The 245-nt window shown below is 38.4% G+C and carries 1 protein-coding gene; it reads left to right on the forward strand.

What is annotated here, in order from left to right; translation table 11 throughout:
* The first annotated feature begins 21 nt into the window (after nt 1–21).
* The gene (locus I5349_RS13960; protein WP_226391382.1) at nt 22–153 is read left to right on the forward strand and encodes an SDR family oxidoreductase; all 132 of its coding nucleotides are present in this window, start codon (nt 22–24) and stop codon (nt 151–153) included.
* Nucleotides 154–245: the final 92 nt, after the last annotated feature.

The following is a 245-nucleotide window of genomic DNA, read 5'->3' on the forward strand; positions in this document are numbered from 1 at the left end:
CGCAAAGTAATCCTATTGATGATGAAGGCACCTCCTATCATACGAATCGGTACTCCAGAGGAAGTTGCAGCACATTGTCTTTACTTAGCAGCTGATGCTTCTGCCTGTAGCACAGGTGCAGTATTCACTGCTGATGGTGGATTTACCATTTGATTAAACAAGAGTTAAATTACTTGACTATAATTCTAAACTAATGTTTGAAACCCCTCATATCAAGTCACTTAAAGAACAATATAGGCGATTTT

The sequence above is a fragment of the Penaeicola halotolerans genome (assembly GCF_016464625.1).
GTDB lineage: Bacteria > Bacteroidota > Bacteroidia > Cytophagales > Cyclobacteriaceae > Penaeicola > Penaeicola halotolerans.

Coding starts and splice junctions, on each gene's coding strand:
- I5349_RS13960 (WP_226391382.1), top strand. CDS start 22: ATGAAGGCACCTCCTATCATACGAATCGGTACTCCAGAGGAAGTTGCA.